This window comes from Candidatus Cloacimonadota bacterium (assembly GCA_021734245.1).
Lineage (GTDB): Bacteria > Cloacimonadota > Cloacimonadia > Cloacimonadales > TCS61 > B137-G9.
Genome location: JAIPJH010000040.1, coordinates 1 through 26,582 on the forward strand (window position 1 = coordinate 1; position 26,582 = coordinate 26,582).

24 protein-coding genes are annotated in these 26,582 nt (G+C 39.4%); 13 read left to right on the plus strand and 11 right to left on the minus strand.

Annotated elements, in window-relative coordinates; all coding sequences use genetic code 11:
- Window positions 1-499 precede the first annotated feature (499 nt).
- The 8 genes from K9N40_07465 to K9N40_07500 all read left to right on the plus strand — a co-directional run bounded on the left by K9N40_07465 (window position 500) and on the right by K9N40_07500 (window position 9,444).
- Complete coding sequence (locus K9N40_07465; GenBank protein MCF7814299.1) at window positions 500-1,069, plus strand: TetR/AcrR family transcriptional regulator; 570 nt, start codon at window positions 500-502, stop codon at window positions 1,067-1,069.
- Window positions 1,070-1,082: 13 nt separating this feature from the next.
- Window positions 1,083-2,465, plus strand: a complete 1,383-nt coding sequence (locus K9N40_07470) for a TolC family protein (protein ID MCF7814300.1) — start codon at window positions 1,083-1,085, stop codon at window positions 2,463-2,465.
- A 2-nt stretch (window positions 2,466-2,467) separates the two neighbouring features.
- Window positions 2,468-2,677: a hypothetical protein gene (locus K9N40_07475; GenBank protein MCF7814301.1), complete on the plus strand. Its 210-nt coding sequence runs from the start codon at window positions 2,468-2,470 to the stop codon at window positions 2,675-2,677.
- 33 nt (window positions 2,678-2,710) lie between these two features.
- A complete protein-coding gene (locus tag K9N40_07480; protein MCF7814302.1) occupies window positions 2,711-3,745 on the plus strand; it encodes an efflux RND transporter periplasmic adaptor subunit in 1,035 nt (344 codons plus the stop codon).
- A 37-nt stretch (window positions 3,746-3,782) separates the two neighbouring features.
- Window positions 3,783-6,866 (plus strand): efflux RND transporter permease subunit, encoded by a 3,084-nt coding sequence (locus K9N40_07485; protein MCF7814303.1) that lies wholly within the window; start codon window positions 3,783-3,785, stop codon window positions 6,864-6,866.
- Window positions 6,867-7,346: 480 nt separating this feature from the next.
- Window positions 7,347-8,336: a M42 family metallopeptidase gene (locus K9N40_07490; GenBank protein MCF7814304.1), complete on the plus strand. Its 990-nt coding sequence runs from the start codon at window positions 7,347-7,349 to the stop codon at window positions 8,334-8,336.
- Window positions 8,337-8,854: 518 nt separating this feature from the next.
- A complete protein-coding gene (locus tag K9N40_07495; protein ID MCF7814305.1) occupies window positions 8,855-9,016 on the plus strand; it encodes a type II toxin-antitoxin system HicA family toxin in 162 nt (53 codons plus the stop codon).
- Complete coding sequence (locus K9N40_07500) at window positions 9,016-9,444, plus strand: type II toxin-antitoxin system HicB family antitoxin (protein MCF7814306.1); 429 nt, start codon at window positions 9,016-9,018, stop codon at window positions 9,442-9,444. Before K9N40_07495 ends, K9N40_07500 begins: the two co-directional genes overlap by 1 nt.
- A gap of 187 nt (window positions 9,445-9,631) precedes the next feature.
- Here K9N40_07500 and K9N40_07505 read toward each other — a convergent pair whose 3' ends face one another.
- The 6 genes from K9N40_07505 to K9N40_07530 form a co-directional block, all read right to left on the minus strand.
- Window positions 9,632-12,085, minus strand: coding sequence for a TIGR03960 family B12-binding radical SAM protein (locus tag K9N40_07505; protein ID MCF7814307.1), 2,454 nt, complete (start codon window positions 12,083-12,085; stop codon window positions 9,632-9,634).
- Window positions 12,086-12,152: 67 nt separating this feature from the next.
- A complete protein-coding gene (locus K9N40_07510) occupies window positions 12,153-12,767 on the minus strand; it encodes a helix-turn-helix domain-containing protein (GenBank protein ID MCF7814308.1) in 615 nt (204 codons plus the stop codon).
- A gap of 3 nt (window positions 12,768-12,770) precedes the next feature.
- Entirely contained in the window at window positions 12,771-13,091 is a 321-nt protein-coding gene (locus K9N40_07515) for a hypothetical protein (GenBank protein MCF7814309.1), read from the minus strand.
- Window positions 13,088-13,870, minus strand: coding sequence for a diaminopimelate epimerase (gene dapF, locus K9N40_07520; GenBank protein MCF7814310.1), 783 nt, complete (start codon window positions 13,868-13,870; stop codon window positions 13,088-13,090). The genes K9N40_07515 and dapF overlap by 4 nt, the downstream gene beginning before the upstream one ends.
- A complete protein-coding gene (dapB, locus tag K9N40_07525) occupies window positions 13,871-14,611 on the minus strand; it encodes a 4-hydroxy-tetrahydrodipicolinate reductase (GenBank protein MCF7814311.1) in 741 nt (246 codons plus the stop codon).
- Between the two features lie 398 nt (window positions 14,612-15,009).
- Complete coding sequence (locus K9N40_07530) at window positions 15,010-16,134, minus strand: M20/M25/M40 family metallo-hydrolase (GenBank protein ID MCF7814312.1); 1,125 nt, start codon at window positions 16,132-16,134, stop codon at window positions 15,010-15,012.
- 300 nt (window positions 16,135-16,434) lie between these two features.
- On the opposite strand from K9N40_07530, the gene K9N40_07535 reads away from it, so the two are divergent.
- The 3 genes from K9N40_07535 to K9N40_07545 all read left to right on the plus strand — a co-directional run bounded on the left by K9N40_07535 (window position 16,435) and on the right by K9N40_07545 (window position 18,096).
- Entirely contained in the window at window positions 16,435-16,719 is a 285-nt protein-coding gene (locus K9N40_07535; protein MCF7814313.1) for a septal ring lytic transglycosylase RlpA family protein, read from the plus strand.
- Window positions 16,712-17,629, plus strand: coding sequence for a pseudouridine-5'-phosphate glycosidase (locus K9N40_07540; GenBank protein MCF7814314.1), 918 nt, complete (start codon window positions 16,712-16,714; stop codon window positions 17,627-17,629). The genes K9N40_07535 and K9N40_07540 overlap by 8 nt, the downstream gene beginning before the upstream one ends.
- Window positions 17,630-17,817: 188 nt before the next feature.
- A complete protein-coding gene (locus tag K9N40_07545; protein ID MCF7814315.1) occupies window positions 17,818-18,096 on the plus strand; it encodes a nucleotidyltransferase domain-containing protein in 279 nt (92 codons plus the stop codon).
- An 88-nt stretch (window positions 18,097-18,184) separates the two neighbouring features.
- On the opposite strand, the gene aroF is transcribed toward K9N40_07545, so the two are convergent.
- The 5 genes from aroF to ispG are packed head-to-tail and all read right to left on the minus strand — an operon-like array spanning window position 18,185 to window position 23,474.
- Window positions 18,185-18,988 carry a 3-deoxy-7-phosphoheptulonate synthase gene (gene aroF, locus K9N40_07550; GenBank protein ID MCF7814316.1) on the minus strand — a complete coding sequence of 268 codons (804 nt, stop codon included), beginning with the start codon at window positions 18,986-18,988 and terminating at the stop codon, window positions 18,185-18,187.
- A gap of 14 nt (window positions 18,989-19,002) precedes the next feature.
- The gene (locus K9N40_07555; protein ID MCF7814317.1) at window positions 19,003-19,899 is read right to left on the minus strand and encodes a hypothetical protein; all 897 of its coding nucleotides are present in this window, start codon (window positions 19,897-19,899) and stop codon (window positions 19,003-19,005) included.
- Window positions 19,899-20,717: an NYN domain-containing protein gene (locus K9N40_07560; GenBank protein MCF7814318.1), complete on the minus strand. Its 819-nt coding sequence runs from the start codon at window positions 20,715-20,717 to the stop codon at window positions 19,899-19,901. Before K9N40_07560 ends, K9N40_07555 begins: the two co-directional genes overlap by 1 nt.
- A 36-nt stretch (window positions 20,718-20,753) precedes the next feature.
- The gene (locus tag K9N40_07565) at window positions 20,754-22,421 is read right to left on the minus strand and encodes a BamA/TamA family outer membrane protein (protein ID MCF7814319.1); all 1,668 of its coding nucleotides are present in this window, start codon (window positions 22,419-22,421) and stop codon (window positions 20,754-20,756) included.
- Window positions 22,422-22,424: 3 nt separating this feature from the next.
- Complete coding sequence (gene ispG, locus K9N40_07570; protein MCF7814320.1) at window positions 22,425-23,474, minus strand: flavodoxin-dependent (E)-4-hydroxy-3-methylbut-2-enyl-diphosphate synthase; 1,050 nt, start codon at window positions 23,472-23,474, stop codon at window positions 22,425-22,427.
- A gap of 85 nt (window positions 23,475-23,559) precedes the next feature.
- Between ispG and K9N40_07575 the strand changes: the two genes are divergently transcribed.
- Entirely contained in the window at window positions 23,560-25,425 is a 1,866-nt protein-coding gene (locus K9N40_07575; protein ID MCF7814321.1) for an MFS transporter, read from the plus strand.
- 929 nt (window positions 25,426-26,354) lie between these two features.
- A partial coding sequence (locus K9N40_07580) for a hypothetical protein (protein ID MCF7814322.1) occupies window positions 26,355-26,582 on the plus strand: 228 nt, incomplete at its 3' end.

Genomic DNA, 26,582 nt, shown 5'->3' on the forward strand with positions numbered 1-26,582 from the left:
CGGGTTTTCAGTACGTTGTGTGAGGGATTAAATTTTGTTGTCTATTTGACTATTTGACTATTTACCCGGTTGAATAGACCTTCGGTCTTATGCGAAGCATATTCAACTGGGTTTGACTACTGATTCCGACGCCCCGGTACGCTGAAGCTACAGGGCAAGCAGTCGGGATCGAAATTCCCCTCTAACAGAGGGGTGCGGCTTTAGCCGCGGGGTGTTTTCTGCCAGCCAACAGTCCCATTAACCACCGGCTTGAGCCGGTGGAGTAGAAGCGACCTGAAAGATAATAATAACCGTCTCAACGGTTTCCAGCCTTTCCCATACCAGAAAACTCTATTGAAAAAGTTCGACAAAATTAGTTGCTCCCCATCATTTTGAACATTTTAATAAAAAATTCAAAATAAAGGTTGACGCATAATCCTTCCTCTAATTTTTGAACTTATGAATGAAAAGTTCAAAATTAGTTCAGTATAAAATGAATATTGAATTAGAAGGAGGTGAAATGGCTCGAAGAGAAGAGATCCTGGAAGCGGCTCAGCATGCTTTCCTGAAATACGGCATCGAGAAGATCACTTTAGATGATATTGCTCATGAATGCGGTATTCAGAAAACAGCTCTATATTACTATTTTAAAAACAAGGAAGAGCTTCTGGCAGAGATGATCCTGCTCAAAATCAATGAGATTCAGGATAGAATAAAAAAGGCTGTGGATGCTGCTGGCAGCGTGAAAGAAAAACTGAGAACTTACATGAGCACAAAAATAAACATCATGCGTGAAAATATGCAGTTTTTGCAGCTATTCGATAAAGAAGGTTTACCGATGAGAGCGCAGAAATTCCTGGAAGAAAATAAACAGAAGCTGATGCAGACGGATTTCTGCCTGGTCAAAGATATCATCAAGCAAGGGATAAAAAATCAAAAAGTAAGCTATGAGCTGAAAGATTCTCTGGTTCTGATGATCCTGGGAGTTACTTACGGAACATTTGTGGGACGCTATCTGGAAGATGCAAATTGGGATGTGGATGAAATGATCGAAACTTCGATCGAAGTTATTTTTAAAGGAATTGAATAAAGAGGTTTTTTTAATGAAAAGAGATTTAGTAATTATCATGCTGCTGATTCTTTCTCTTTCACTGTTTGGAATGCGCAACCTGACCTTGCAGGAAAGTGTGGAATTAGCCAGAGAAAACAACAAAGGCCTACAGAAAGCCAGAGAAGAAGTAGGAAAATATCGCCAGGAATACAACAATGTGCGCGGTAATCTTTTTCCTCAGATCTCGCTTTCGGGTGGTTATCAGTTCAGTCATACCAGACTGCCAGATTCGGCAATTCCAAATCTTCCCAGCCTGGTTTCTATGCTGGACAGCACAGCAACCGACAACGATTATCTCATCAGTGGTTACATTGATGATGGATTCAGCTCATTTTTGCCTGCCAAAGAATCCGATGAATATTCACTGGCAGGATCGGTATCCTTGAGTCAGGTTATTTTTATGGGTGGAAAATTGATAAACGGCATCAATATAGCAGGAAAGCTTTACCATTTGCAGGAAAAGCGATACTGGCTTGAAGAGCAGAATCTTATCTTTAATACAATCGATCTTTACTACAAAACAAAACTTGCAGTTGAAGTTGCCGAGATCCAGCAGGAAGCCTTGAATTTTGCCAATCTTTATTTTCAACAGGTACAGGATATGTATCAGGAAGGGCTGGTTTCAGAATATGATCAGCTGCGGGCAGAACTGGAAGTACAGAAGCTGGAACCGGAAGTATTGGAAGCGGACAAAAATGCCAGATTAGCTCGGGAAAGCTTTGCCAATCATCTTAATCTGGATGAATCTGATATCCAGTTAATTGATGATATTGAATTACCAGAAATGGAAGAGATCGACCTGGAAGTAGCAATCGAAGAAGCGATGCAAAACCGTATGGAACTGGAACTTTCAGAGATCGGTGTGAATGTGAACAAAGTTACTTTACGTTACGAAAAAGGTAACTTTTTACCGAATATAGGTATCACAGCCGATTATTCATATTTCGGTGCAGATGAAGAAAAGATCGAAAGTGATGACTGGGGAAGCTCTTACACGATAGGAATTGGATTTTCCATGCCGCTTTTTACAGGATTTTCCAATTCATCCAAGATAAGAAAAGCCCGACATTCCCTGAAGCAGGCAGAACTTGATCATCGTAGTTTGCAGGAGATGATCGAGCTGGATGTGCGAAATTCCTACTGGCAGTTGAAAGCTGATCTGGAAAAGATCAACACGCAAAATCGTAACGTGGAACTGGCAACAAAAGGACTTGATATTGCTAATGCCCGTTATGAAAATCAGGTTTCCAATCAGCTGGAAGTGATTGATGCTCAACTGCAATTGAAAGCTGCAAAATTAAGCTATATGAATGCCAGATATTCAGCGTTGATTTCCTACAAGAAAATGCTGAAAGCAATGGGCAGAGAATTATAAAAATGAATAAAAATACCCGTCTTTCTGAGGAATCTACAAATTTTCGAAGAAAAATCTCTTTCTACGGCATCTATAGCTTTACTTACGAAGAATCTCATGAAATATCTTGCAGCTTTACTTCTCAAGTAGTAAAGAGATTCTACCTGATAACAATGTGCAAGAGACGTACAGCCTTCGCTCAGCTTCGGCTTGGCAGGCAGAATGACGGTTAATATTATAAATAATAAATATAAACGGAGATAGAAATGAGATTAAAATTAATTATCTTTTTAGTGATAGCAAGCTTGCTTTTCCTGGGATGTGCCAAACAGGAAAAAGCAGAACAAAAGAACATGGAACAAATTTACAAAGAAGAGGGAATTCCCGTGGAAGTGCAGTCGATGCAACCAGAGACTTTTGTAAAAGAATTATCCTACAACGCTACTCTTACCGGAATGCGTCAATCGGCAGCTTCTGCAATGATTGGTGGCAGGATCGAAAAAGTTCATGTGAAAGTTGGTGATTATGTGAAAAAAGATCAGGTTATGTTCGAATTTCCCGAAGATGCACCTGCCGGTCAAATGACGCAGGCAAAAGCAGCTTACGATCTGGCGGAATCTACTTACAACAGAATGCAGAACTTATATGAAAAAGGTGGTATTTCCAAACAGGATCTGGATGGAGTGGAAACGCAGTACGAAGTGGCAAAAGCCAATCTGGATGCGGTTTTACAGATGCTTAAAGTACGAGCACCTATCGATGGTTACGTAACTTCGGTAAGTGTGCAGGAAACTGATGGTGTTCACGCTGAAACTGTGCTGGCGTTAGTTTCTCAAACCAGGAAAATGAAAGCGCGCATCTGGGCTACCGAAGACGAAGTCTGTCAGATGAAAACAGGACAGAAAGCAACAGCAACCTGGAACGGAATTACCTTAATTGGTAAAGTTACAGAAGTAGCTATTTCTATGGACATGGCACACAATGCTTTTGGAGTGGATCTGGTTTTCGATAATTCTCAAAACATGTGCAAAAGCGGTGTTATCGGTGAAATTGCCATTCAGACTTACGTTAATGATAAGGCATTCGTAATAGAACGTTCCAGCGTGAAAGATGATATGAACGGAATGTATGTTTTCATAGCACAAGATGGTAAAGCTGTGAAATCTTACATTCAAACCGGACAGGAAAACGGTTCATTTGAAATCATCGATGGAATTGCCAAAGGTGATCAGGTCATTGTGAAGGGCTTGAATCTGGTAACTGATGGAGCAAAAGTAAAAATAGTAGCTACTGGCAATTAGCCTTTGCCCCATGCACTTAGCATTTACGGAGTAAATTATGTTTTTATCAAAAGTATCAATAAATAGACCGGTGATGATAACGATGATCATTATGGTTTTCGTTGTCTTTGGATTGCTGGCATTTTTCGGCTTGCCCATCAATCTGATGCCAAAGGCGGATCTGCCGTTTGTAACGATCCAGACAATCTATCCGGGAGCCGGTCCGGCCGAAATCGAAACTCAGATCAGTAAGAAGATCGAGGATGCAGTTTCCACGATTAGTAACATCAATTACATAGAATCGTATTCCATGGATAATGTTTCACTGGTGATCATGAGTTTTGAACTGACCAAAGATGTGGATGTGGCAACGGCGGAAGTTACACAGAAAGTCGATGCCATTATAAATGAATTACCCGAAGAGATCGATAAACCAACGATCGGAAAATATGATATGAGTGCCGAACCGATCATTGAACTGGTCCTCAGCGGAACTCTTTCCGGACTCAAGCTTTTTGAAATTGCCGATAAAGAATTGAAGGATCGATTTTCTCAGATCGAGGGAGTGGCAAACGTTAATATTTCCGGCGGCCAAAAACGCGAAATTCATGTGAAGTTCGATGATAAAGTTGTCTTCCAGAACATGATCTCGATCCCGCAATTTGCTCAGATCCTGGCAGCACACAATATGGATATGCCGGGTGGACAATTCCAGCAGAAAGATCAGGAATATTCTGTGCGGCTTTCCGGCGAACTGGATGCAGTGCAGGAACTTAAAGAACTGGAAATTCCAACTTATTTTGGAAAGAAAAAATTAAATCAACTGGCAGAAGTTACAGATGCCGGAGAGGAGATTCGCAAGCGTTCAGTGTATTTCAATAACCAGGAAAAAGTGAGTAACGATAACATTGTGCGAATCAGTATCGTAAAAACTTCCGAAGGAAATCCGGTAGATATTGCTCGTGATGTTCGCAAAGCTCTTTCTTCCATCAAAAATGAACTTCCTGTGGGAACGGAGCTGGAGATCGTGGACGATTCCTCCCGTTTTATCGAAAGTTCGGTAAGCGACACGCTGAACAACGTGCTGCTGGGAATCATTTTTACCGGTATTGTTCTGCTGTTTTTCCTGCACGATCTGCGCTCAACTCTTATCGTGGCAATCGCCATGCCTACTTCGATTATCTCCACCTTTATGGCGATGCAGTGGGCCGGCTTCAGTATGAATATTTTATCTTTGATGGGACTTTCTACCTCGGTGGGAATTCTGGTAACGAACTCAGTTGTAGTTTTGGAAAACATTTTCCGGCACAAGGAAATGGGACATTCCAGGCGAGTTGCTGCTGATTCTGGAACCGCTGAGATCACAGTTGCCGTTGTAGCTTCCACACTCACAAATATCGTGGTGTTCCTGCCGCTGGCAATGATCCAGACGATTGCCGGGCAGTTCATTCGTGAGTTTGCTCTCACAGTGGTTTTTGCTACCGTATTTTCATTGTTAGTTTCCTTCACCATCACGCCGATGATGGCTTCGCTGTTGATTCCTGAAAAGAAAAAAGTCAGCAAGATCGGTGATAAAATGGAAGCGATGTTCCACAACTGGGAAAAGGGTTACGGCAAAATACTGGCACATTTCATCAAAAATAAATGGCGTGCTCTGGGAGTGGTCGTTATTTCCTTCGTCATCTTCCTTGGAACGATGGGTTTTCTGGGACCGCGAATGGGATTTGAATTCATGCCGATGACCGATGAAGGCAATATTCAGATCGAATTTGAATTGCCGGAAGGTTATAATCTGGCAGAAACCGGACAGATATATCAGGAAATTGAAAATAGAATTTCCCAATATAATGAAGTTAAACACATGCTTTCCACTTTGGGATCGCAGGGCTTTATCGATGAAGGAGTGAATCTGGCTTCGATAAACGTGAAACTGGTAGATGTGGAAGAAAGGGAATTTTCCAGCGAAGAAATGGCTGATAAATTTATTCGTGATCTTTCTACAATTCCAAATGCCAAGATCAAAGTTCAAGTCTCTTCCTCAACGGGCGGAGGACCGGGAGCTGCTGTGGAATTTTATCTGCAGGGTCAGGATATGGAAATGCTGAAAACTCTTACAAACGAATTTGTGGAAAAGACGAAAACAATTCCCGGACTGATAAATTACGATAATAATCTGCGTACCGGAAAACCGGAAATAACACTGATCCCCAAAAGGGAAATGCTGGCTGCAAATGGCCTTACGATTTATGATCTGGCTCTAACTTTACGAACAGGTATTGAAGGGATCGTAGCTACGCAATATCGGGAAGGCGGAAATGAATACGACGTAAAATTATCGTTAAAAGACACTTCTGTGGATACTCCTGATAAGATCAGAAATATTCCTGTAATTACGCAGGCAGGAGCGTTCCGACTTTCTCAACTGGCAGATATCGAATTTACCAAAGGGTCTACTAAAATCGTACATAGAGATAAATTCAAATCTATTCAGTTCACAGCCGGTGTAGCAATTGGTTATGCTCAGGGTGATGTGGTGAATGGCATTAGAAAAATAATGAATGAATTTGATCTGCCGGAAGGTTATCGTTTCGACTGGGGCGGATCCAGCGAAATGATGGAAGAAAATAACCGTGAAATGGGAAAAGCTTTCATGATCGCGATCCTGCTTACCTACATGCTGCTGGCTGCAATTTTGGAAAGTTTCACCAAACCTATCCTTATTCTGATGACTTTGCCCCTGGCATTGATCGGAGTGATGTGGATCATGTATATCACCGGAACGATATTCAGTCTGGTTTCTATGATGGCTGTGATCATGCTGCTGGGAATTGTAGTGAATGCTGCCATCCTGCTTCTGGATTACACTCAGATGTTGCGTGAAGACGGCAGATCTACTCATGATGCACTTTTGGAAGCATGTCCCACCAAATTCAAACCGATTTTGATGAGTACAATTGCTATCATCATGGGAATGCTGCCGATGGCAGTGGGAATTGGTTCTGCCGGAGCTGAGATGCGTCAACCACTTGGTATAGTCAGTATCGGCGGTCTGGTAGTTTCCACTATCATGACGCTGTTCATGATCCCGGCGTTTTATTATCTGACAACACATAAATTTGTGAAGAAAGTAGAGAAGGTGTAACTTGCCCTGAACTCACCCTTGCTATTTCCCTCTCTTCAAACAAGAGAGGGAACATAAGAATAGCAAGAAGACTGTGAATTTATACCTGTCGGATTAAAAGATCCGGCAGGTTTTTTTATTCCCAAGGTTTTTTTCTGGGAAAAACCTTCTTCATCCATTATTTCTTGTTCCTAAACCTGCCTGCCAGTTCGTAGTCTCAATTTCTCGGGACGAAGACTGGTTTGGGAACATCATTTTTTAAGAAACTCCCTTTCAGCCTTTCACCTTTTCTCCCATTCACCCCTTCACCCGATCACCCTTTCATCTTTTTTCCGCTTGACTTTTATGTCTTGTTTCAAATCAATCAAAACAAAAAAAAATGGGTCATTTCCCAAATGGAAATCGACTAAACGAGGTAAGAAAATGGATCGAGTTGAATTGCTTAAAAGATTAACGTTAACCCCCGGAATATCCGGGCATGAACATAGAATTGCTAAGATAATGAAAGAAGAATTAGGAGATATTTCTGAATTCTCCAGAGATAATATGGGTTCCTGTACTTTTAAATTGAAAGGCAGCAGCGAAAATCCCAAGATCATGTTTGTTGCCCACATGGATGAAATAGGTTTTATTGTTGCAGATATTTTGCCCGGTGGTTTTATCAAAATGCAGAATATCGGTGGTTGGAATCCCAATACATTGATGTCATCTCCGGTAGAAATCATCAATTCCAAAGGCAAAAAATATCCTGGAATTATTGGTGCAGTTCCGGTTCATTTTCTCAAAAACAGAAAGGTTGCCAAGCCTGAACTGGACAATATATTCGTTGATATCGGAGCAGATTCCAAAGAGGAAGTGGAAAATGAGTTTGGAATACGGTTGGGAGATGAAATAACTCCAATTCCGCATTTTCATTATGACCAGAAAAAACGCAAAATGATGAGTAAAGCTTTCGACGATCGAGCCGGAGTAGCTGCTGTGATCGAAATTGGTAAGATTACAGCTGAGATGCAGCATCCAAACACGGTTTATTGCGTGGGAAGTGTGCAGGAAGAAGTCGGTACGCGTGGTGCGCAGACGCTGGCAAATTATACTGATGCGGACGTCTGCATTGTGCTGGAAGGCGCTCCGGCAGACGATATTCCCGGCATTCCATTCACTTCTCAAACCGGTGTAGGCAAAGGCGCTCATGTGCGCATCTTCGATCCCACCATGATCGTGAATCCGAAATTGAAAACTTTCGTGGCAGATCTGGCGAAAGAAAATGATATCAATATTCAGCTCACAGTTCGCAAAGGTGGCGGCACCGACGGACGTCAATTTCATGTGGCAAAGCGTGGAATTCCTACAATAGTTCTGGGAATTCCGGTGCGCTATGCCCACAGCCACAATTGCCTGAGCAGCATGAATGATTTCGGTGATTTGATCAAATTACTTACAGTGATCGTTCAGAATCTGGATGAGAAGAAACTGGGAGAGATATTAGAATAAGCTCTTCTTTGGAAGGGGAGATGTTCTGCACTTAAAATATTGCAGAACAGAGGGGTTAAATCAGATCAATTATCAGTTTGAACCCACCTTTAATCGAAAGAATTCCTCGACGCTCTGCATCGGGGTTTTCCAAATTTTCTCCCCTGTATGAGGCGAGATCCGGCTTCATTGCATTATGCACTGATGAGATGAAGAGGGAAGAAACCCAGGAACTGACTTTAGGCAAAAGCTTAAGGTGAGAACGGGAAAAATTTTGTATTGTTCTTACCCCAGACTTCGTTCCTGGGGCAAGTCCAATTCCACTCTGAAAAGGTCTCGTTGCAGATTCTCGCAATCGACACTTTCAGAGTGGAATTTGAAATTCATACAGCCTTGAAAGTGCTAAATAGATAGAAAATTTGATAGAAGCCTTTTCAAGGTTTGGAAATAATGGAGATAGCCAAAAATGAATTTGACATCAAAGCATTGCCAATTATATTTGGTAAAGGATGATTTAAATGCCATTAAGTGGAAAAGAAATGCTGGCTTTGTATATTAAAGCTGGTTGGCAAAAGTTAAGTTCAAAAGGAAGTCATGTGAAAGTAGGGAAAGGTTCTTCACGACAGATCATTCCAATGCATAAAGAGCTGAAGAAAGGCATAGAAAGTAAACTCTTGAAGTTTTTGAAGGAGGAAAAATAATGCATTATCATTTTCAAATCCATGAAGAAGATAAAGGTTATTGGGCAGAATGTAAAGAACTGGATGGCTGCATTACACAAGCAGATGATTTAGAAGAATTAAAGAAAAATATGCATCAGGCTCTTAATCTTTTTCTTTCAGAACCGGAAAATTCACAGATTTTATTTCCTTTACCAGATAATAGTTATGAAAACTCGAAGGTTGAAAATATTGAAGTAGAACCCAAAGTAGCGCTTTCTTTTCTTTTACGTCGACAAAGAATTTTAAGTAAACTAACTCAATCTGAAGTTGCAAAACGTCTCGGGCTAAAAAGCATCTGGAGTTATCAACGTTTGGAAAAACCATCTTCGGCAAATGCTTCTGTTACAACCTTGTCAAAGCTTTTACAGGTTTTTCCTGATCTGGAGCTTGATATGGTTTTTAAATAAAATTATTGAGAAATGTAAGAATAGAAAAAATCTCGTATTGTTCTTACCCCAGACTTCGTTCCTGGGGCAAGTCCAATTCCACTGAAAAGGTCTCTTTCGCAGATTCTCGCAATCGACACTTTCAGAGTGACCTACGGTATCGAACCTTGAAAGTGCTAAGTAGGAGGATAAATCGCAAGAAGCCTTTTCAAGGTTGGATATCAACCACCAACCTTTCCCTAACAATCTCAAACCGATTTGTTTCATGACGATCGATCTGGTAAACATGATCCAGTACATCAAAAATACTGGCACCAACTACAGTTTTGACCACTGAAAGCTGCACACCATTCCACTCAATTGTTTTTATTAATGCTTTTAGATCTTTGGTTTGCTCTCTCTTCTTGCGAATACGAGTAAAGAAGAATTCTGTAGCTTCTTGAAATTCAGCAGTTATGGTTTGGAATTTGTCAAAATAATCTGCTGGCGGTTTCACCGTAACTTCTTCGAATTTATAATATTCCATCGCTCGCATTTTTTTATCGGTGAGTAGAACGATATCTTTTAATTGCAGAGCTTTCGGCATGGATTTGTTCAAGGTGTCGAAAAGATATTCTGTGTCGGTGAGTTCTTTCATCACGAAATCAAAATATTCGTTTTTGCCCTGCACTCCCAGAGAAAGCGGCGGACCGAAACTGACCATGGGATGCACGTTATAACCCTGGGAATAAGAAATCGGCAGATCGGTAGCTCGAAATACATTATAGATCATTCGCACCAGATCGAGATTGGTCACATAACTCAGTTTATCCATTTTACTAAAAAAAGCTCGATAATAAATATTGGGACGGCTGTCATGAATTTTTTCGCGAAGTGTAATTGGTTTAGATTCAAGTGGTTTTGTATATTTAGGTTGGATTTCATCCACACAAAGTCCGCAACCGGTACAATTACCATCACGGCAATCTGATAGCGTATTCTGCTTTTCGGCAAGTTGCCATTCCTGTTTCAAAAACTTTTGTGAAATTCCCAGATCAATATCCTGCCAGATTAATTCGGAATCCAAAAGAATCTGTTTTGTATATTCATCCCAGTTCAAATCAATTTCATCGGCTGCCTGCTGCCATTTAGCAAAATCGAAATACTCGTTCCAGCCATCGTAGAAAGCACCGTTCCTATAAGCTTGTAATATCAGATCTCCTACTTTCTTATCACCACGTCCGATTACACATTCCAAAAGTGAAGAATCAACTTCGTGGTATTTGATCTTGATAAAACGATATTTGGAAAAAGCGTTTTTTATCCATTTTGCTTTGCGGATCAGTTCATCCCTATTTTCCATCTTTGCCCATTGGAACGGTGTAAATGGCTTGGGAACAAATGGAGAAATCGTAATATTGATCTGCAGTTTTTTTCTTGAGATCTGAGTGATCTTGAAAATGAGATCGATGATTGCCTGAATATCGTCGTCCGTCTCGTGGGGCAAACCGATCATAAAGTAAAATTTTATGACTTTCCAGCCATTGTTCAGGGCAATTTCCACACTTTCCAGAATTTCTTCTTCGGTGATGTTTTTATTAATGATATTTCGCAGTCGCTGGCTGCCGGCTTCCGGTGCCACCGTGAGCCCGGTTTGCCGCATGGCATTCATCAAAGTAGTCAGTTCATCATCAATGCTGTCAGCTCGCAGCGAGGGCAGCGATAAACTGGCTTTTTCCATGTTGTTATAGATTTCCTGTAAAAGCGGTTTTATGCAGCTGTAATCGCTGGAAGAAAGCGAAGTGAGTGCTGCTTCCTGCCAGCCATATTTATTTACTTCTTTGATCAGGTTTTCTGCTAATTTTTTGGCATCACGTTCCCGCACCGGACGATAAAAATATCCGGCAGCGCAAAATCTGCAACCGCGTGAACACCCGCGCATGATCTCGCTTACATAGCGATAATGAGTCGGCATTACCCACGGTACCAATTGATCAGTGTGCATTTTATCAGGATTATCAAAATCCATGAATTTACGGGCTTTGATCCTGGTTCCCTGTTTATGCAATGCTGGAACGAAAACACCTTCAATCTTTTGCAGCGCTTCTAATTTCTCTTTTCTGGAGTTATTCTTTTTTTGCTTCAGGCAATCCTTAATTTCCAGAATTGCTTCTTCACCATCTCCAATCAGGAAAGCATCGATGAACTGCGACATTGGAATTGGATTTGATGCGCACGGTCCACCAGCAATAATGATAGGATCACTCTCAATTCGATTTTCTGATTTCAGTGGAATTTGAGATAATTTCAACATGTATAAAACATTTGTGAAGGTTAACTCACTTTGCAGCGTGAAGCCGATCACATCGAAATCCTTTAGGGCAACGGAAGTTTCAATTCCAAATAAAGGCAGATTTTCTGACTGCAAAAGTTTGCCAAAATCGGGCCAGGGACAGTAAACACGATCTGCCATGCTATCTTTTTCGCGATTCAAAATGGAATATAATATTTTTAGACCAAGATGCGAGAAACCAACTTCGTAAACATCAGGAAAAGCCAGACAGAAATTTACAGTTTCATCCTTTGGTTCTTTATTAAAACTGTTCAGTTCCTGGTTTATATATCGAGCCGGTTTTAGTACTGAAGGTAAAAGGTGAGAAAAGTGGATTTTGTTATATTTCATTAATTTGCTTCATCCTTCGGCTAAGCCTGTCCCGAGCTTAACGAAGGGCTCAGGATTACAATTACTTTTATTTTTCGTAATTATAGGGGCTTTCTTTGTCTTTGAACATCAGGTCGTTCAGGTAGTCTGTGCTGTCCAACAAAGCTTGCTGATTCAATTCGCTGGATGGTTCAATTTCCGGTTCTGTTCGAAGTCGGTTCAAAACCGAAGTCGTATCAGGTTCAAATATATCTTTATTCACATCGATCTTTGATTCAATTTTCTTAAATGGAGGCCAGGTAATAATATCGTTATTATAAAGGTAAATTACAAGGAATGTGAGTGCAATTATAACAGCAATTAACAAGATAATTCCAAATATATTTTCCGGCAGCATGATCTTCTTGGGTTGGATCGATTTTTCGTGTGAAACATGGATCGGTTTCTGACTGAATTTTTCATTGAATAAATTCAGGATCTTTTCCTCATCTGCTCCCAGAAATCGAGTATAATTAATCACCATTGCTTTTGCATAACCCAATCCACCCAAATTCGTAAAAATGTCGTTTTCGATTTCATCAAGAAGACGAACTTTAATGCGAGTTGCATTCGAAACTTGTTCCAAAGACAGTTTCTTTTGCTGACGCAAAGATTTCAAATACGCCCCGATACTTTCTATGATTGCTACATTTTCAATTTCCATAAATTACCTCAGATTATTCACCAAAATCACCCCGGTGATAATGCCGGCAAGATCATAAGCAACATCATGCCAACTCCATTTGGTTTTTTTGATATTCTTATCACTGAATTCTTTTGCACCACCCAGGAATGCTGTCAAGCTTACAGAAAAAACAAAGCTCGAATTTCTGTTGTTTTCCATAAAATATTTACTCAAACCATAACTCCAATATGTAAGGAAAGTGCTTGCAGCAAAATGAGTTACTTTGTCCTTACCCAACCATGGGTTTTGGGCAGGAAGATTTATGACCAGGCCAATAAAAATTAAAATTAATAATATTTTCATATTTCAATCGAACCGGAAAATACAAAATCTACTTGTCCGGAAAGATAGATGTTTTTATCTAAAAGCTCTATTTCTAAATTGCCGCCGGGAACAGTAACTTTAACTTTATTGGCAAGTCCGAACCTTTTAATTCCGGCAAATACTGCTGCTGCTGTTCCGCTGCCACAGGCCAAAGTCTCTTCACTACCGCGTTCCCAAAATCTTATTTCAATATTTTCAGGATCTTTTACCAGTACAAAATCAACATTTAAGCTGTCTGGAAAACGCGGGTCAGATTGAATCTTTGGTCCGTATTTTCTGGCAATATCTTCAGGAAAGTTTTCTACAAAGGTTACGAAATGATCATTTCCAATATTTATTAGATAGCCATCAAACTTGGAAATATAAATTTTATCATTTTCGATAAATTCGGGGATTCCCAAATCTACTTTGATATAGTCTTTTTCCCCATTCAAAACATAGCCTGTGTGTACACCAGATTTTGTTTTGATTTGAAATTCAAATTTATTGATATGCTTTGATAGGTATGAAGTTACGCAGCGTAAAGCCGAACCACACATTTTGCCTTCACTGCCATCTGCATTAAAAATACGTATTTCAGCATCATAAAGATCGCTTTCTTCGATTAGCACTATTCCGTCAGCTCCGATTCCGAAATGTCGGTCAGAAATCATATGTGACAACTTGGAATAATTTATATCGAAAGCTGCTTTGTTTAAGCAATCAAAGTAAATATAGTCGTTTCCCTGAGCTTGCATTTTAAAGAATTCAAGTTTCATTTAATCTCCCAAAATATTTTGGAATGTTTCAGCGAAATTGTAAAAACCTTTTTTATCGATGATCCATCTGGCAGCTTTTAAAGCTCCAATTGCCAAACCGTTTCTGTTTCTGGCAGTGTGCTTCAGTTCTATGGAATCTGCTTCGGAATCAAATCCGATAAGATGCGTTCCAGGGATATTTCCGGCTCGAACGCTGGCAAAATGAAATTCATCTTTTTCGATCCTTCTGTCTAACTTCTCAAATTGAGATTTTGCTTTTTTATCGATATTTTTAATAACAATATCAGATAAAATCTTTGCGGTTCCCGATGGACTATCCTGCTTTTTGTTGTGATGATATTCCAATCCAAAAACATCGTAATCAACCGCTTTGTTCATTAATTTGCAGGTTTCTCTAACTATTTGATAAAACAAATTCATGCCAAAAGAAAAATTCGATCCGTAGATGAATCCTGTATCATTTTCTTGAACTATTTTTTCCAATTCCTTCAAATTTTCATACCAGCCGGTGGTGCCACAAACTACTTGCTGCCCTTGTTTTACAAGTTCTGTAAGATTGGAATGTGCAACAGCTGGTTTGGTAAATTCGATGCAAACATCTGCTTCTATTAGTTTTGGATCGGAAAGATCGTTTCCCAAAATAGGATCAATTTTAGCGCAAACTTCGAAATCAAACTCAGGAGCAAGTTTTTCGATGAGTCTTCCCATTTGACCGTAACCAATAATTGCTAGTTTTTTCATTTTATTTCACATCCTCATTTTCCGATTTTCTCCCTTGTTAAGGGGAGATGTCCAGCTTGACTGGACAGAGGGGTTATCAATCTTCTTTTCATTTAAATTTTCTAACCCTCAGAATCCGATCCTTCGATACAATGCATCGCATCGCTCAGGATAACATCGGATCCAACACCCTTCCGATTTTCTCCCTTGTTAAGGGGAGATGTCCAGCTTGACTGGACAGAGGGGTTTTTAAATCTTCTTTTCATTTAAATTTTCTAACCCTCAGAATCTGATCCTTCGATACAATGCATCGTATCGCTCAGGATAACATCGGATCCAACACCCTTCCGATTTTCTCCCTTGTTAAGGGGAGATGTCCAGCTTGACTGGACAGAGGGGTTTTTAAATCTTCTTTTCATTTAAATTTCCGAATAAATTCGAATTACTTCTTTAACCCACTTCGCACCATTTTCCAGATCGCTGATCCTGATCTGTTCATTCACTGTGTGAACTTTATCCATTCCAGTTCCGGCAACAGCCATTTTAAGACCATTCTTGTTGAAGATATTAACGTCACTTCCACCACCACCAATATAAGGTTTAAAACTTAGTTGCAGTTTTCTGGTAGCCTGTTTGGCTAATTGCACAGACTGGTCATCGTCAGTCAGTCGGAATGAGGTATATTCTTCTGCTACTTTGATTTCTGCTTTTGCATCAAATCCGTTCAAATGATATTTACTGACTGTGTCCTTTACAGCTTTAATCATTTTATCTGTAACTTCTTTCAATTTTGCAGTGTCATGACTGCGCACTTCTGCATCAATTTCTACTTGGTTAGGAACGATATTCGTAGCTTTGCCGCCTTTGATGATTCCCACATTACAGGTTGTTTCGCCGTCGATACGTCCATTTGGCATTCTGGTAATAGCTTCGGCGGCAATCTGGATGGCATTTATGCCTTTTTCAGGTTCCACACCGGCATGAGATTCCAATCCGATAATCGAAAATTTAAGGCTGTTTTGACTGGGTGCAGCTATTGCGATGCTGCCAACTTCATGCCCATCAAGTGCATAACCCACTTTGGAAGATATCATTGTGTAATCCAGGTATTTTGCTCCCAGTAATCCGGTCTCTTCTGATATCGTGAATAGAACTTCTATCGGTGCGTGTTTTTCATCTTTATCTTTCAGGTCCTTTATTGCCCACAATATTTCAACTATTCCAGATTTGTCATCCGAACCCAGAATCGTTGTTCCGTCAGATTTTATGATGTTATCATCGATCTGTGGTTTTATGCCGTTTCCTGGCTGAACAGTATCCATGTGAGCGCAAAAAATGATGGGTGTTTTTTTGATCTCTCCTGGAAAGTAGGCATAAAGATTTCCCACATTTCCACCAGTTATTTCATTGGCTTTATCAAACTTGACTTCAGCTCCCAGATTGATCAGATCTTCTTTCAATTTTTCTGCTACAGCTTTCTCGTTTTTCGATTCACTATCGATAGTGACCAGATCAACAAAATATTCTGTAATCGTCTTTTTCATTTTAAATCCTAATATTTTTTTATTCACGTTCTTTTTGGAAGGATTTCTGTCAACTGTAAAAATTAATAGACAAATATAAGCAAAATTGCGATTTTGAAGCAGTTTAAAGTTCTGTTTTATTTTGATGAAGATGGAGGCTAATTGATGCGATGGGGATTATTCTTGCTCCTGCTGATAGTAGTTGGTTGCAGTTCAAATGTTCGATATACTACCGATAATGCAAAAACAAGACAGGTTCACAAAAAATTCAGTGATAATCAAACTTACGAAACAAAGGTGAAACCTGGAAATGTAGTTTATATGGTCTGCAGTTTTTACGGCGAAAAATTTCAGGGAAAACCTACCGCAAACGGCGAGATTTTCGATATGGAAAAACTTACCTGTGCTCATAAAAAGCTGCCTTTTGGAACGCGTCTTAAAGTTACGAATGAAGATAACAATAAATCTGTAATAGTTCGAGTAAACGATAGAGGACCTTTTGTGAAAGGTCGAGATCTGGATCTTTCAAAAGCAGCAGCAAGAAAGATCGGGTTAATTCCTTATGGAGTTAAAAAATTAAAAGTGGAATTTTTGGAAAATGAATAAAAATCTGAGTAAATATATTCAACTAAGTCCCAGTGTGGCAGAAGCGATAAATCATAGAAAACCGATCGTTGCTTTGGAATCTACGATAATATCACATGGCATGCCATATCCTGAAAATCTGAAAGTTGCAGAGAAACTGGAAAATATTGCTTCCCAATTGGAAGTGGTTCCTGCTACAATCTGCATTATTGATGGTAAGATCAAAGTTGGATTGGATGGAGATGAATTGGAAATACTGGCAAAAGCAGATAATGTAGCAAAAGTTTCCAGCCGAGATATCTCCAGAATTCTGGCAGAAAACCGTACCGGAGCCACAACAGTAGCCAGTACTATGAGAATCGCTGCAATCTGCGGTATAAAAGTTTTTGCAACTGGTGGAATTGGTGGAGTTCACCGAAATGCCGAATCAACTTTTGACATCTCAAATGATCTGATCGAATTTTCAAGAAATCCAGTTATCGTAGTTTCAGCCGGAGCTAAAGCAATTCTGGATCTGCCAAAAACTTTAGAATATCTGGAAACAATGGGTGTACCTGTTTTTGGCTATAAAACCGACAAATTCCCGGCGTTTTATTCCTCTGAAAGCGATCTGAAAGTTGATGAAATTACATCGATCGAGAAAATTGCAAAAGCTTTCAAAACCAGTTTGCAGCTGGGTTTCAAAACAGGTGTGCTAATAGCCAATCCAATTCCAAAAGAACATGAAATTCCCTTTGAAGAAATGGATAAGATCATTCAAAAAGCTCTGATAAACGCAGAAAATAATGGAATTTCTGGACGGGAACTCACACCATTTTTGCTGTCAAATATTGTGAAACTTACAGAAGGAAAATCATTGAAAACAAATATTGAGCTGGTAAGGAATAATGTGAAACTGGCTTGTGAAATAGCGAAAGAAATTATGAAATAAATACATTATGCTGAAATTAAATCCGAATATATAAAACTTGCCTACAATGTTAGCAAAAAATTATTTGTCGTAAATAAGTGGAGTAAAGATATGAGAAAAGCACCTATATCAGATATTGCTGATTATTTAGAAAAGAATTATCCTAAAATTGAAATTGCATACATTTTCGGTTCAGCAAGTTCGGAAAAATGAAAAAGAATTCCGATATTGATTTGGCACTATATTTAGAATCGGATACATCTAATACTATTACACTACAAATTGCTTCAAATCTGGAAGAAGAATTTCATTTTTCATTTGATGTAATTAATCTGAAAACGGCTAATCCTATTTTACAGCATGAAGTATTGAGAACTGGCGATAGAATTATTGACAAAAACAGTATTCTACGTGCAGATTTTGAGCTGGAATCATTTAGAAACTATATAGATAATAGTTATTTTTTGAGGAGAAGATATGCCAAATGAATTAGCCCAAGTTTCCGAAAAAAACACCAAAACGTTGTGGACTCCAAGAGACGTGAAGTCCAACCGATCAATTTCTTCCAACGCTAAATTAGCTTTTTCCCCATAAATCCAAAAGCTGTTCTTTTTTTGCCAGGATTTCATTTAATATTTCAAAATCGATAGTCTGCTTACTATCGCAAATTGTGGAATCGGGATTGAAATGAGTTTCGATAAGAAGTCCGTCTGCTCCGGCGGCCATTGCAGCCCAGCTGAGAGATTTGATCATTTCGCGCCTTCCGGAACTGTGAGAAGGATCAACAATTATTGGCAGATTACTCAAACTCTTCACAGCCGGAATTGCAGAAATATCTAAAGTATGACGTGTGAAATTTTCGAAAGTGCGGATTCCTCTTTCACATAAAATAACGTTCGGATTACCTGCTTCCAGAATATGTTCTGCTGCCAGCAGCCATTCTTCAATTGTGCTGCTCATTCCACGTTTCAAAATTACCGGATTTTCTATGCTACCCAATCTTCGTAATAATCTGTAATTGTGCATGTTACGCGTTCCGATCTGAAGAATGTCAACATAACTGCTCATCATTTCTACATCTTCGCAGGAGACAATTTCGGAAACTGAGATCAAACCAGTTTTTTGTGAAACTGATTTAATATGTTCCAGTCCTTCCTTTCCCAAACCCTGAAAATTATAGGGTGAAGTTCGCATTTTGTAAGCTCCACCACGAAAGAAGTTGATTCCCATCTTTTTTAGTTGTTGTGTAATTTGCAGCAGATCCTCAAAGTTCTCAATTGTGCAGGGACCAGCAATGAAGGTAAAATTATCTGTTCCAATAACTTGATCTTTGATTCTGATCGTTTTTGATTTACCTTTTTGATGTTTGAGTTCTATCATTTTTTTTCCAATACTTATAACATTGCATTCAAATCTTCGGGATTTTGCAGCAAAATTCCAAACTGCAAACCTCGATCGCTAACCAGAAAATCAAAAACTCCTAAACGGTTCAAGATCTCTCTCACGATCATTGTTCCGGTAGTTAAGATATCTGCCCGTTGCCGATCGAAAGGAATAAGATAGGCAATTTCATCATTTGTCATGTTGGCAAATTCATCCAGCATCACATCAACCTCCGAAATGGTCAGTCGGCTTTTGTGAACTTTAGAACCATCATATTTGAACAAGCGTTGTTTGAAAGCACTTAAGCTGGTAACTGTTCCGCCAATTCCCACAATTCCCGCTTTTTCTATTTCAGGCAGTTCAAAATTCTGCAGAAGTTTTTTTGTTTCCAATACTTTTTTTGCCATATCGGTGGAAAATTCATTATCCAATCTGCGGATTCCCAGGGGAAGGCTTTTATTAAATATGATCTTTCCATTTTGAGAAATTGTAAATTCTGTGCTGCCCCCGCCCACGTCGAACATAACAATGTCGGAAAATTCTGGAAACTCTTTGATATTTGCCAGTCCATTGAAATAGGCTTCTTTCTTTCCGCTGATTATATTATATTTCAGGCCATGACGTTGCTGCAACCAATCACTTAAAAGGTTTATATTTTCTGCTTCTCGAGAGCAGCTTGTTCCTACCACAATTATATTTTCAGTAAAAAGCTTTGCATATTGAATGTTATCGTTCAAAATGACTTTTGTTCTTTTGACGGCAGATTCTCTTAGCAGATTACCTTTCATATTCTTGCCTAATGCGGAAATGTTAGCATCACGATGAAGCATTGTCAATTTTTCACCATCTTTTCGGGCGATAAGGAAGAGAATGTTATTTGTTCCTACATCTATAACAGCATATTTCATTATTTGTATTCCATAAGTTTTATGTTTTCGGCTTGCAGTCCTTTGCCTTCCACATCTCGCAGTTCAAATTCAAAGATCATTTCTCTGTTAGGAAGTCTATTCAGATCCAAACCAGGGGGAAATTGCGAATTATGAGCAAACGCTGTATGATAGGCAGATTCTCGTTTTCGTGAATCTGTGATCCACAAGCCACCGGTAATTTCTTTCATAAAACGCATAAAACCATAACCTTTATCATGATTGTAGGAATAACAAACTCCACGCACGATCTTTCTACCATTATTGGGTTCATGCAATTCTATGGGAGAAAGGTTGGGAACAATATAACCGGAAGTAAATACATCAGCTTCATTTTTCAGGTCTCCCGAAACATTATTGAAAGCCAGAACTTCCACACGACAGCCTTTATTTTGCAGTGCTCTTACTACCTGCACGAAATCTCCATCACCACTAACAATCAGCACATAATCCAATCTTTCGGACTGCATAAGCGCATCCACAGCCATATCCAGATCGGCATTAGATTTTCCATATCTATTTCCATGTTCATCTGTATACCACTTCACTACTTTAACGATAACTTTATATCCAAAATCACGCAAAACAGAATGAAAACTCTCAGATTTCTTTTTGTAATCGATATTTGTTTTAGCCATTTCCTCATCATAGGCAACGTAGGCATTCAGCCGAATTGCTACACCATTGTTGCGGCAGGCAAAAGCACGCAGCACATCATACTGCATTCCATAACCACCATTATGAGCGATGTTTGAAACGTCTACATAAACGCCAACTCGCAGTTGACCAGTTCTATCCATCTATATCCTCCTCAACTCATCAGAGTTGATCTATTTTTATAATTTTGATTCAATCCCAAAGTGGATTATTCCGTCAAGTGGATTTCTCAATTCACCATTTTGATAACTGAATCCGTAGGTAATTCCCAGCATTCCCAATCGGGTTTGCAGGTTCATTCCCAAACCGAACCCGAATAGGTCGGAAAAGCTGAATTCCTTGTTTTTTGCGTAACCCCAATCAGAAAATAGATAGATGCGGGAATTTCTGGAAGTAAGTAATCTTAATTCTAGATTTGTCCAGGCGATTCGATAGCCCTCGAACTGATCTTCCTGAAAACCTCGCAAACTGTTATTACCACCCATCTGGAAAAGCTCAAATTGCTTGAGTTTCTTGTTCTCGATAACCTTTGCATTCAGTTTGGCAGCGATCACGCTTTTGCCGAGTAAACGATAATAATATTCCACTGCGAATTCCACTGCTTGCTTGGAAACATTCTGGTTGGATTGCTGGTTGAAAATATAATAATATTTTATGAAATATTCATGTCCTCTGGTGGGATTTCGAAAGTAATCAAGGATCGAATAATTCCAGAAAGCACCAACTTTTTGATATGAATTACTCTCAATGATTTTTGGTCTGCGACTGCCGGGAACGATCTCTTCCAGACCAAAATACAAACCATATTTATTTTTGATATCCTGAACATAAATATCTGCATTGAACTGGGTGCTGATGTAGGTGGAATCTACTTCTTCACGCATCAGTGCAAAATCTCCAGCCACCGGATAGCGCTGCCAGCCCGATTCGTGATATTTCAATTCGATGGAATTTTTATCATTTGCCAAACTTTTCCAATAGATCGCCAGAGATCGATCCGTTCCATACAAATTCATAAGTTCCACATTAATATATCCGGCAAATCTGTCTTCATTCTGTTTGGAATTGTCATAACCAAGCACTCCCGAAACCAGGCTCATGCGATCTTCTTCAATTTGGAATAAAGCTTGTTTACCGTTCAAAGGTATTATCCGGCACGATTTTATATACTCTTTTCTCTGCACATTATCAGCTGCTTTCTGCAAAATTTCAGGAGTGATATTTTCTGCGCTGGAAAGCTGAGAAATCCGCAAAATAGTTTTATCTTTGGTTACGCTGTTTCCGGTAAATTTGTATTCATCAAACTCACAGAAACTACCTTCAGAGATCGTAACAAAAGCAGAATAATCATTATTCATAAGAACCAGACTATCCAATTTTACAGAGGCAAATAAAAAACCGTTTTGAGCATAATAATCAATTATAGATTTTAGCTTTTCCGATAAAACTGACAGAGGAAAATTCTCGATATCCAAATGCATCGATAGTTTTTCTTTTGAAATGTATCGATTACCAGAGATTTCCAGCTTACGAATTTTTAATTCATCATTTTCTTGAATTACGAATATCACATCGATATTCTGGGGATCTCTGGTTATGATCTGTGGCGTTAGAATTTTTACATTCAGTATTCCTTTTTCGTCGTACAAATCGGATAATCTTTTTGCATCATCATTTATGGTTTGCTGCTTGTAAATTGCTCCATCGGAAGAATAAATAGTTTGTTTGAGTTTCTGTTCAGAAAAAGACTCGTTTCCTTCAAAGCGGATTTTACCAATTCTGAGTTCTTCTGCATAATTTAGAGTAAAAAAAATCAGAATAAAAAATAATAGAAAAAAACGCTTCATCAATTATTTTAGATCGGTTTTGATGAGTTTGATAAGTTGATCGATCAGGTCAGCTTCCGGCACTTTTTTCAGGATCTCACCATTTTTGAAAATGAGTCCTTCCTTTTTACCGCCGGCAATTCCATAATCCGCTTCTCGTGCTTCTCCCGGACCATTTACCACACAACCCATTACGGCTATTTTCAGTGGCAGTTCGGAAAATTCCTGCAATCTTCTTTCTGCTTGTTTTGCCAAAGTTATTATATCTATTTCTGTCCTTCCGCAAGTAGGGCAGGAAATAATTTCCAAACCCTTTTTTAATTCCAGAGCCTGCAGAATCTGCCTGGCAACAGCTATCTCATTTAACGGATTGGAAGTAAGAGAAACTCGAATCGTATCGCCGATACCTTCTGCCAGAAGAGTGCCAATTCCCACCGAAGATTTGATGCTGCCTGCAAAATCAGTTCCAGCTTCCGTTACACCTAAATGCAGAGGATAATCAACTTTACTGCTGAGAAGTCGATAAGATTCAATTGTGAGTGGAACAGATGATGATTTTACCGAGATTTTTATCTCATGATAATTGGCATCTTCTAAAATAGCTACATGCTGCAGAGCACTTTCCACAATGCCTTGAGCCGAAACTCCATATTTTTTTAACATCTCTTTGGAAAGTGAACCACTATTTACGCCAATTCTTATCGGAATTTTACGATCTCTGGCAGCATTTATCACTTCCAGAACTTTCTGTTTACTGCCGATATTTCCAGGATTCAATCTTAGTCCATCAACTCCCGATTTTACCGATTCCAGAGCCAGTTTATGATCGAAATGGATGTCTGCTATTAGGGGAGTTACCACTTGTTCTTTTATCTTTAAAATTGCTTTTGCAGATTCAATATCAGGAACTGCCATCCGCACGATTTCGCAACCGGCATTTTGCAATTCTACAATTTGCTTTACTGTACTTTTCACATCCGCTGTTTTTGTGTTGGTCATCGATTGAATAACGATCGGACTGCCACCGCCGATTGGAACGTCTCCGACTTTTATCTGTCTTGTAAGCTTTCTCATTTCGATCTCACAAATTTATATTTTGCCTTTCATAAACGTTTGACATTTATTTGGTCAAGCACTATTTTGCCTGCGGGGGAAGGAGATGAAGGAAAAATTCAGAAAACCGTTAACCAAATTTGCCTGGATACTATTTTTTCTTTTAATGTTTTTAAATCTTATCAACTGGGGTTTCACCATCAAAGATGATGTCTTGCAAAGACGGCTTCCTTTTCGGATTCGAGATGGAAAAGCGGTAGATTTTGCCGATTCTACTTTGGTTCCTGTATTGGAAAATAAAACTATCACGCACATAGACACTTTAGATATTACCAGATTCAAGCAAACGCCCAATACCGCAAACGGACCAAATATTGTAATGTTCAATATGAATGAAACAGACGATCAAATTGATGCGCAAAATCTGGGAGATGCTATTCTGCAGGAAATTCAATCCAAGAAAAATGTGCAGATTACCTATCAAGACAGCATTGGATCAAGATTTGTAAATGTGCAAACTACAGGTTTTGTTGTTTGGGAAGAGTTTATCAATATCGGTTTCAACTTCATTTTCCTGCTATTCATATTTTTCAATTCCTACCTTCTGCTAAAATACAGCCTTCACAAAGAAAATATTCTCATCGTTTATTTTCTGCTTCTGTTATCCATACCCGGAAACATCGGAACAATTTCTATTTCCAACTGCCTGCAAGCCTCATTTACAGGTTTAGCAGCTATTTTCTTTTATCAGTATATTTTAGAAAAGGTTCGGCCGAAATATAAAATTAAAGGGGTTTATTTCTCCACGCTAATCCTCATCATTTTTTGTTTTGTCGGAATAGGCATTATAAGTGAGTATATTTACTTTTTGTTATTTGTCTGGGCTTTGGTCTGGATGTTCATCAGTTTCTTTTTACTTTGGAAAACTTACAAAGTTACAGGTTCCATAGAATTCAAACGACTTCTAAATGCATTCAACGGCATTTTGATATCCATTGTAGCACTTCTGGTAGCGATACTTCTGGGATTTATTCTTTATGTCAGTTCACCAACTTCAGGTCAGTTTGGAGTATACACGGTTCAGGGCAGCATTCTGGCCATTCTTATCCTGATCTCGGTTCTCATCTTTCTGTTTGGTATCATGTGGTTTTTCGGGGCTTTTACCTGGAGTTTACTCACCGGAACGGAACTTGGCGTAAAAATAAGAAGTACAATGATCTACACCATTGTTGGTGTATTGTTTGTGGTCTTTTTCGGATTGCTGGATTATTCGCTGGGAGAATTGCTGCAAACTCTGTTTGGACGTTTTATGGGCTCGGAATTTATCGCTGGAATTCCAGCAACGATCGGTCTTCTGATGTTTTTCAATCCGGTTAGGCAGAAAGTAGAAAAGATCGTGGATAACAGATTGAATACATCTGACCTGGACTTTCTGGAAAAGACCGAAACCTTTGCTGATGCCATTACTGGTGAAAGTGTGATCGAAGGATTTGAAGAATATATCTGCGAGAATCTAAGGCATCGTCTTCCTATAAAAAAAGTAGCTTTGATCTCTTATGATCAGGATATGAAATCGTATAAATTCAATGAGATTCGCGGCAGCGATGTTGAAGAAAATTCCCGCGTGGAAGATGTGCATTTATTTCTTCTGGAAAATACTATGATCCGCAATTATGGAGCTTTGAACGAAAATCCGCAGGAGATTGCCAGTTTTGCGCTTATTATTCCCATAATTTATGATATCGACCACAAATGGTTCCTGGCTCTGGGTGCCAAAAATGATGGCACAACTTATAGTAAGCGAGATGAAGAAGCTTTGGCAAATCTGGCAGATCGTATCAGGCTCTCGCTAAAATTTATTTTGGAATATGATAAAATTATCGACAACAAGATCAACGAAACAATTGAAAGAAAAAATCGGCAGATAAAAGCATTGAAGCAGAAGATAAGAGAGTTGAGAAGTGAGAAGTAGCTCGATCTGCAAGAGAAGCGAGAGTTGAGAAGTGAGTGTTGAGAAGTGAGTGTTGAGAAGTGAGTGTTGAGAGGTGAGAAGTAGCTCGATCTGCCAGATCGAGTTTGTGAGAAGTGAGAGTTGAGAAGTGAGTGTTGAGAGGCGAGAGTTGAGAAGCGAGAGTTGAGAAGTGAGTGTTGAGAAGTGAGAGTTGAGAAGTGAGAGTTGAGAAGTGAGTGTTGAGAGGTGAGAAGTATCGAGTTTGTGAGAAGTGAGAGTTGAGAAGTGAGTGTTGAGAGGTGAGAAGTAGCTCGATCTGCCAGATCGAGTTTGTGAGAAGCGAGAGTTGAGAAGCGAGAGTTGAGTAGCGAGAAGTAGCTCGATCTGCCAGATCGAGTTTGTGAGAAGTGAGAGTTGAGTAGCGAGAGTTGGCAGAATGACGGAAAAACGTCGTCTTCCTGAGGTAACTTTTAGCTTTACCTTCGACTGTGTCCGTCGAAGCTTTGCGAAGACGGAAGCATCTCGTGAAAATTCTATCAGCTTTACTTCTCGTTAAAGAAAATGAGATTCTTCCAACCTGTGCCGGCGAAGTGGCACGAAGCCGTAAGAACATCGTGAACACACCCCATCCCGAAAGTATTCGGGACACCCCTCTCAAGAGGGGAATAACGTCAGAATAACGCAAAAAAAAGCCGTCATATTGAGAAACTCTTTCTGGCAAACGACGAAATATGAATCCGCCTATCCTTCCGCCTTCGCTCAGCTACGGCGGTACAGGTCCTCAATCTTCTTAGCCCAAGTTTCGGCAAAAAACATCCAAAACCACAAAAATAATGAGCTAAGTGCTTGAAAAATAGAACAAATTCTTCTGGAAATGGCGAAAAAGTGCCCAAAAAATATTTGTCAAGAAATGTGTTGACCGGCTGCCATGGTTTTTTTTTAATGATGCCATGTTTATTAGAAAAAAAGAAGTAGTATGTAAAAAGACCGGCAAGAAATACCAGTATTGCAAACTGGTAGAAACGGTGCAAACCGAGAATGGTGCGCGCCAGCGGATGATCCTGCATTTGGGCGAACTGGATTTAACGAAAGCCGAATTAAAAAGTTTAGGCAAACTTCTGGAGATGCGAATATCCGGTAAGCAAGAATCATCACGTCTGCCAAGCTTAAGCGATCTG